This window comes from Serratia sp. 506_PEND (assembly GCF_001076875.1).
Classification (GTDB): Bacteria; Pseudomonadota; Gammaproteobacteria; order Enterobacterales; family Enterobacteriaceae; genus Serratia; species Serratia marcescens.
The window spans coordinates 16,905-24,055 of record NZ_JVEL01000611.1; the positions used below are offsets into that span (position 1 = coordinate 16,905).

Genomic DNA, 7,151 nt, shown 5'->3' on the forward strand with positions numbered 1-7,151 from the left:
GCTGGCGCGCGCCGAAGCGGTCAGCGCCCGCTTGCAAAAACACCTCGCCAACCCGCAGCGGGTCAAGGCCGAGGGCCGCGGCGAGAGCAACCCCGTCGCGCCGAACGATAACAAAGTGAACCGCGCGTTGAACCGCCGGGTAGAAATTACGCTGTTGGTCGCCCCGGAAAACACCCAGGCGGAAATCAACGGCTTGCCGCAAGGAACCGGAAAGTAATGCTCAGTACGTTATTCTCCATCATCACCAGCCGCCTGCTGTGGGGCTTTGTCGGCATTACCGCGCTGGCGTTCATCATCTGGATGATCGGCCCGCTGGTGGCCATCGGCGACTATCGCCCGCTGGAGCCGGAACTCAACCGCCAGATCGCCATTGGCGTCATCTACCTGATCTGGTTCCTGTGCCGCCTGATCCCGCGCCTCTACAGCGCCTGGTTCAACAGCCGCCTGCTGAGCAACCTGCGCGCCGCCGAAACGGTGCCGGCGGAAGACGGCAAGCCCGAGGTTAAACAAGACGATCAGTTGGCGCAGCGCTTCGACGAAGCGGCGCAGCTGCTGAAAAAGGCGCGCTTCGCACCGGGCCAGGGCGACGGCAAACACCGCTGGATGACCCGCTTTAGCCGCCAATACCTGTACCAGCTGCCGTGGTATGTGATCATCGGCGCGCCCGGCGCCGGCAAAACCACCGCGCTGGTCAATTCCGGCCTGCACTTCCCGCTGGCGGATCGCTTCGGCAAATCCGCGCTGCGCGGCGTGGGCGGCACCCGCAACTGCGACTGGTGGTTTACCAACGACGCCGTGCTGCTCGACACCGCCGGCCGCTACACCACCCAGGAAAGCCAGCGCGAAGAAGACGCCGGCGAATGGCAAAGCTTCGTCGCGCTGCTGAAAAAATATCGCACCCGCCAGCCAATCAACGGCGTGATGGTCACCATCAGCGTCGCCGATCTGCTGAGCGACAGCGCCGAAGCGCGCGCCGCCCAGGCCAGCGCGCTGCGCAAACGCCTGATCGAACTGCATGAACAGCTGGGCATTCACTTCCCGGTCTATGTGCTGGTGACCAAAACCGACCTGCTCAACGGCTTTATGGCCTATTTCGGCAGCTTCGACAAAGCGCAGCGCGACCAGATCTGGGGGTTCACCTTCCCTTACGAGCGCTCGCGGCAGCCGGACTTCAACCTGAACGCCGCCTTCGAACAGCACTACGCCCTGTTGCAACAGCGGTTGGACGCGGCGCTGCCGGATACGCTGCTGATGGAACACGACGCGCGCCAGCGCGCCGAAAGCTACCTGTTCCCGCAGGAATTCGCCGCGCTGCGCCCGCTGCTGAGCCACTATCTGGATCAGGTGTTCGCCACCTCCAGTTTTGAAACCCGCTTTACCCCGCGCGGCATCTATTTCACCAGCGGCACCCAGGAAGGCCTGCCGTTCGACCGAGTGATGGGCGAGCTGAACCGTTACCTGCAGCTGCCAACGGCAAACTCAGGGGCGCAGGCCAACACCGCCTGGGACAGCGTGGGCCAGGAAACGCCAATCCCGGCGGCCAAGGGCCAGAGCTTCTTCCTGAAAGAGACGCTGGAATCGGTGGTCTTCCAGGAATCCGGGCTGGCGGGCAGCAACCGCTGGTGGGAATACCGCAATCGCGCCCTGCACTGGGCGGGGTACATCGCGCTGGCGGTGATCCTGGCGGTGCTGGCGATGCTCTGGTTCACCAGCTACGGCAACAACAAGGCCTATCTGGCGGAAGTGGCCGCCAAGGTGCCCGGCGTCGAGCGCCAGGGGCAAAGCCTGACGCAGGTGGGCAACGGCGACATGTTCTCGCTGCTGCCGTTCCTCAACAGCCTGCTGCACCTGCCGGACAGCCAGAACTTTTCGCTGGACGATCCGCCGTTCACCTACCGCATGGGGCTGTTCCGCGGCGATCAGGTCGGTGACGCCGGCAATGCCCTGTACCAAAAAGCGCTGAAAGAGCTGCTGCTGCCGCAGGTGGCGCAACAGATCGCCACCACGCTGCGCAACGATAACCACGGCGACGCGGACTTCAGCTATGAAGCATTGAAGGCCTACCAGATGCTGTATCTGCCGAAGCAGTACGACGGCAAATTCCTGCGCGCCTGGGTGATGCTCAACCTGCAGCGCAACCTGCCGCAGGGCAGCACCCAAAAACAGCTGCAACAGATCGAATGGCACCTGAGCCAACTGCTGGATGCGCAGATCCAGGCCTCGCCCTACGCCAAAGACGAACAGCTGGTGGCGCAGGCGCAGGCCGCCATCAACCGGGCGCCGCTGTCGCAGCGCGTCTATGGCCGCCTCAAGCGCCTGCTGCTGAAACAGACCGACATCAAGCCGGTCAGCCTGGTCGATTTGGCCGGCCCGCAAACCGAGCTGGCGTTCAGCCGCAAAAGCGGCAAACCGGTCACCGACGGCGTGCCGGGCCTGTTCACCTCACAAGGGTACTGGAAAGCGTTCAACGACAACATCGATCCGGTGACCGATACCCTGCGCAAGGAAGACGTCTGGGTGTTGAACAGCCAGACGCCGGAGCAGAAGAGCGCCGATTTGACCAAGACCATCCGCCAGCTGTACATGCAGGATTTCATCAGCGCCTGGGATGAGCTGCTGGGGGATATCCAACTGGCCAACATCGGCAACCTGACCCAACGCATCAGCAGCGCGCGCCTGCTGTCAGGCAACCCGTCGCCGATGCGTAACCTGCTGGTCAACGTCAGCAAAAACGTCACCCTGCGCGACGAGAAAAGCGACGCCGACTCCCGCTCGCTGCTGGCCAAAACCGAAGACAGGCTGAACCAAAACGCCAACCGCACGCTGGAGGCGCTGTTCACCAACCGGCCGGCCAACGCCGACGGCGACGTGTCGGCCCAGCCGGAACAGCTGGTGATGGCGCACTTCGCGCCGCTGCTGGAGCTGGCGCAAAGCCAGGGCGAAGGCAATAAGGCGATACCTTTCGACAGCGTGCTGAAGCAGGTCGATGAGCTGTACAGCTATCTGACGGCGGTTCAGGGCGCGGCCAACAGCGGCATGTCAGCGCCGCCGAGCGACATCATCCCGCGCCTGCAGGCCGAGTCCGGCCGCTTGCCGGTGCCGTTCAAACAGATGCTGCTGTCGCTGGCGATCGGCGCCAGCAGCGACACCCAGCGCAAAGAGATGGAGAACGTGAAAAAACGCATCAGCTTCGAGGTCGGCAGCTTCTGCCGCCAGGCGATCGCCGGGCGTTATCCGCTGGTGGCCCGGGCGCGCCAGGAAGTGACGCCGGACGATCTGGCGCGCATGTTCGCACCGAACAGCGGGCTGATGGACAGCTTCTTCCGCGACAACCTGCAGGGCAAGGTCGACACCACCCGCGCCAACTGGCGTTTCACCCCCGGCGTGGACGGCAAGACGCTGCCCGGCGGCGAAGGCATCCTGCGCTCGTTCCAGCAGGCGCAGCGCATCCGCGACGCCTTTTTCGCCAACGGCACCGCGACGCCCTCTTACCGCGTGACCGTGCGGCCGGTGCGGATGGATAACGACATCCTCAACCTGACGCTGGATATCGACGGGCAGCTGTTCAAATACAGCCACGGCCCACAGGTGCCGCTGGTGGTCAGTTGGCCGGGCACCCGCAATACCAACCAGGTGCATCTGCAGCTGGCGCTGGCCAACGGCACCACGGCCAGTCTGGTGACCAGCGGGCCGTGGGCGCTGAATCGTCTGGTGGACATGGCGCAATCGTCGGGCACCGCCGGCCTCGGCCGTCAGGCGACCTTCAATCTCGACGGCCACCGCGTCACGCTGGAGTTTACGCCCAACAGCATCCGCAATCCGTTCCAACTGCCGGCCTTCTCGTGCCCGTAGCCCCGAAAGGACATGACCATGAGCACTGATTCAAGCGCCCCGACGAGCATTGGCTGGTACGGCAAACTCCCCTCCGCCGGCGATTTCCTGCAACGCCGCTTGCCCGATCCGGTGGTCAACAACTGGGCCCACTGGTTCCATAACGGGCTGGTGAATTTGCAGCGCGATGCGCAAGGGCCTAACGATCACCCATTCAGCAACGCGCCGGTGTGGAACTTCGTGATCCCCGCCACGCTCGGCAGCCAGTACGTGCAGATGGGCTGCCTGTTGCCGGCGCGCGACCGCGTCGGGCGGCGCTACCCGATCTGCGCGCTGCGCCTGTTCAGCCAGCAGGATTGGCGATCGCAACAGTTGAACATGGCGGCGAGTTGGTACCAACAGCTCGGTCATACCCTGCTGAACGGCGTGCGCAACGGTTTCTCCGCCGAGCAGATCGACCGCGCGCTGCAGGCGATCCCGGTGCTGCCCAGCCCGCCGGCGGAAGCGGATTCCGAAATATTGTCGATTATCGGTTTCCAGCATCCGGACGTGCCGGGCCTCGGCTGGCAACAGGCCGCCGACTGCTTCGATCCGGCGCAGTACACCAGCTTCTGGTGGACCAATCAGGCAGACGGACACCCGCTCTACACCCACGTGCACAGCGGCAACCTCACCGTGCAGCTGTTTTCACTGCTGTTCGAGCCCAACGGCTGGGCGCGCCCTGGCCGTGGCGGCCAGTACCCGCAAATGTTTGATTAACATCGTTCGTTGAAGGAAATTTTATGGCTATCGATACCGATACCCTGCTGGCCCCGGTTGGCGCGGACAATCCCTGCGGCGACAACCTGGAATACGACGCCGACTTTCTGGCGATGGAACAAGCCGCCACCGGCAAGGCCGAACAACAGTTCGGCAGCACCATCATTCCGGAAGAAGCGCCGGACTGGGTGCAGGTCGAGCGCCTCGCGACCTCGCTGCTGACGCGCACCAAAGACCTGCGCGTCATGCTGTATCTCACCCGCGCCTGGACCCAGCTGCGCGGGTTGCCGGGCTACGCCGACGGGCTGACGCTGGTCCACCAGTCGATGACCCGTTACTGGGACACCCTGCAGCCGCCGCTGGAGTTCGATGGGGAAGCCGACCCGCTGTTTCGCATCAACGCGCTGGCCGACCTTGGCGACAAGGCCGCGCTGGCCGCCAGCGTGCGCGCCGCCCCGCTGCTGAAAAGCGCCGCCGGAGAAATCTCGCTGCGCGATGCCGGCGCCCTGCTCGACGGCAGCAAGCAGGAGTGCCCCAACTTTCCCGGTGGCCGCGCGCGGCTGCAGGATGAACTGGCGCAGCAGGATCGCCCCGAGGGCGCCTTGGTGACGCGCATCGCCAACACCCTGAGCGCCATCCGCAGCGAAGTGACCCGCCATCTGGGGGAAAGCGCGCTGCCGGAAATGAGCGCGCTGACCAAGGTGTTTTCTCTGGTGGCGCTCGCCGGCCAGAGCGAGGCCCCGGCCGCCACCGAAGCGGACGCCACACAGGAAACCGCCGCTGAGCAGCCACCGGCAGCCGTGCAGAGCGCCTCTGCCCCGCTCAACTGGCGCAGCGCGCAGATCCAGTCGCGCGATGACGCCCAGCTAATGCTGGACAAGGTGAAAAACTATTTTCGTCTTCATGAGCCAAGCCACCCGGCGCCGCTGATGATCGATCGGGTACAGCGACTGATTACGCTGGACTTTATGCAAATCGTCCGCGATTTGGCGCCCGATGGGCTTAACCAACTGGAGACCATTCTCGGTCGCCCCGACCACGAGGAGAACAGCTAGCCGCCGACTTTTGTTCTCTTAACGACACCCGATACCGTCTGCCCCTGCGCAGACCCGAATCAGAACCTGACTCTCCCAGCCGGACGAGGCGCGTTCCCAATCGCCATTAGATGGAGTAAATCATGTCAAACTCGAAATCCCGCAGCGGGCAGAAATTCATCGCCCGCAACCGCGCGCCGCGCGTACAGATTGAATACGATGTCGAAATTTATGGCGCAGAGCGCAAAATCCAGCTGCCGTTCGTGATGGGCGTGATGGCGGATCTGGTGGGGAAAGCGGTCGATCCGCAAGCCAGCGTGGAGGAGCGTAAGTTCATGGAAATCGACGTCGACAACTTCGACGAGCGCATGAAATCGCTGAAGCCGCGCGTCGCTTATCAGGTCGACAACACCCTGACCGGCGAAGGCAAGCTGAACATCGATCTGACCTTCGAAAGCATGGAAGACTTCTCCCCCGCCGCTATCGCCCGCAAGGTCGACGCGCTGGACAATCTGCTGGACGCCCGCACCCAGCTTTCCAACCTGCTGTCCTACATGGACGGCAAGAACGGCGCCGAAGAGCTGATCTCCAAGATCCTGCAAAACCCGGCGCTGCTGCAATCCCTGACCGACGCGCCGAAGCCGGCGGTTAACGATGACAACAACGAGCGTGAGGATTAATCGATGAGCAACTCGCCTCAGCAACAGAATGCGTTGCAAACCACCGAGACTTTTTCCAGCGATGAATTCAGCGCGCTGTTGAACAAAGAGTTCCGGCCAAAGACCGACCAGGCCAAAGAAGCAGTCGAGAACGCGGTGAAAACCCTGGCGCAGCAGGCGCTGGAAAATACCGTCACCGTTTCTTCCGACGCCTACCGCACCATCCAGGCGCTGATCGCGGAAATCGACGAAAAGCTGTCGCAGCAGATCAACCAGATCATTCACCACGACGATTTCCAGAAGCTGGAAGGCGCGTGGCACGGCCTGCACTACCTGGTCAACAACTCTGAAACCGACGAGATGCTGAAGATCCGCTTCATGAGCATTTCCAAGCAGGAGCTGGGTCGCACGCTGAAGCGCTATAAAGGCGTGGGCTGGGATCAGAGCCCGATCTTCAAGAAAGTCTACGAAGAAGAGTATGGCCAGTTCGGCGGCGAACCGTTCGGCTGCCTGGTGGGCGACTACTACTTCGATCACAGCCCGCAGGACGTGGAGCTGCTGGGCGAAATGGCCAAGATCGGCGCCGCCTCGCACTGCCCGTTCATCGCCGGCACCGCGCCGAGCGTGATGCAGATGGAGTCCTGGCAGGAGCTCTCCAACCCGCGCGATCTGACCAAGATTTTCCAGAACACCGAGTACGCCGCCTGGCGCAGCCTGCGTGAGTCGGAAGACGCGCGCTACCTGGGGCTGGTGATGCCGCGCTTCCTGGCGCGCCTGCCGTACGGCATCCGCACCAACCCGGTGGACGAGTTTGACTTCGAAGAAGACACCGACGGCGCGACCCACGGCAACTACACCTGGACCAACG

General features: G+C 63.3%; 5 protein-coding genes and 1 pseudogene. All 6 read left to right on the forward strand.

The features are described 5' to 3' along the window. Positions 1-217 (forward strand): annotated as a pseudogene (locus ADK28_RS33200) (type VI secretion system protein TssL); the annotation flags it as partial. Beyond that, a complete protein-coding gene (tssM, locus tag ADK28_RS27865; protein ID WP_048797254.1) occupies positions 217-3,852 on the forward strand; it encodes a type VI secretion system membrane subunit TssM in 3,636 nt (1,211 codons plus the stop codon). The pseudogene ADK28_RS33200 and the gene tssM, both read left to right, overlap by 1 nt. Before the next feature lie 18 nt (positions 3,853-3,870). After that, a complete protein-coding gene (tagF, locus tag ADK28_RS27870; protein ID WP_048797257.1) occupies positions 3,871-4,590 on the forward strand; it encodes a type VI secretion system-associated protein TagF in 720 nt (239 codons plus the stop codon). Positions 4,591-4,613: 23 nt separating this feature from the next. Next, the gene (gene tssA / locus ADK28_RS27875; protein ID WP_048797255.1) at positions 4,614-5,645 is read left to right on the forward strand and encodes a type VI secretion system protein TssA; all 1,032 of its coding nucleotides are present in this window, start codon (positions 4,614-4,616) and stop codon (positions 5,643-5,645) included. Between the two features lie 122 nt (positions 5,646-5,767). Then, positions 5,768-6,304, forward strand: coding sequence for a type VI secretion system contractile sheath small subunit (tssB, locus tag ADK28_RS27880; protein ID WP_016927260.1), 537 nt, complete (start codon positions 5,768-5,770; stop codon positions 6,302-6,304). A 3-nt stretch (positions 6,305-6,307) separates the two neighbouring features. After that, positions 6,308-7,151: type VI secretion system contractile sheath large subunit (gene tssC, locus ADK28_RS27885; RefSeq protein ID WP_048797256.1), on the forward strand; the 844-nt coding region annotated here is incomplete at its 3' end.

Coding starts and splice junctions, on each gene's coding strand:
- tssM (WP_048797254.1), top strand. CDS start 217: ATGCTCAGTACGTTATTCTCCATCATCACCAGCCGCCTGCTGTGGGGC.
- tssB (WP_016927260.1), top strand. CDS start 5,768: ATGTCAAACTCGAAATCCCGCAGCGGGCAGAAATTCATCGCCCGCAAC.
- tssA (WP_048797255.1), top strand. CDS start 4,614: ATGGCTATCGATACCGATACCCTGCTGGCCCCGGTTGGCGCGGACAAT.
- tagF (WP_048797257.1), top strand. CDS start 3,871: ATGAGCACTGATTCAAGCGCCCCGACGAGCATTGGCTGGTACGGCAAA.